Source organism: Mycobacterium sp. 050134 (assembly GCF_036409085.1).
Classification (GTDB): Bacteria; Actinomycetota; Actinomycetes; order Mycobacteriales; family Mycobacteriaceae; genus Mycobacterium.
Genome location: NZ_JAZGLV010000086.1, coordinates 1 through 388, shown reverse-complemented (window position 1 = coordinate 388; position 388 = coordinate 1). Strand labels below are relative to the sequence as shown.

The window sequence follows — 388 nt, the reverse complement described above, 5'->3', positions numbered from 1 at the left end:
GCCGCGTTCAACGCCGCATTCAGCGACGCACCCAACCCATTCAGCGACGCACTCAGCGACCCACCGATGCCATTAAGCGCCGCACTGAGCTCAACGCCCAGGCTACCCAGGTTCGGGAACGCGAACGGCGGCAGCGTGATCGGCGGGAAGCCCGGCAACGCCAGGTTGCCCGTTAACACCGCGTTGATCGCCGCATTGATGTCAGCACCGATATTCGGCAACGAAATCGGCGGCAACGCCGGCAGCGTGATCGGCGGCAGACCCGGCAGAGCCAAGCTTCCCGACAGCAACGTGTTGATCGCGGCGTTGATGTCAGCACCAATATTCGGCAACGAAATCGGCGGCAACGCCGGGAACGAGATCGGCGGCAGACCCGGCAACGCCAGGC

Annotated in this window: 1 protein-coding gene; it reads right to left on the bottom strand. The window is 64.4% G+C overall.

What is annotated here, in order from left to right; all coding sequences use genetic code 11:
- Positions 1–347, bottom strand: a 347-nt coding sequence (locus SKC42_RS27510; RefSeq protein ID WP_330967379.1) for a hypothetical protein, incomplete at its 3' end; no start/stop codon positions are given.
- Positions 348–388: the final 41 nt, after the last annotated feature.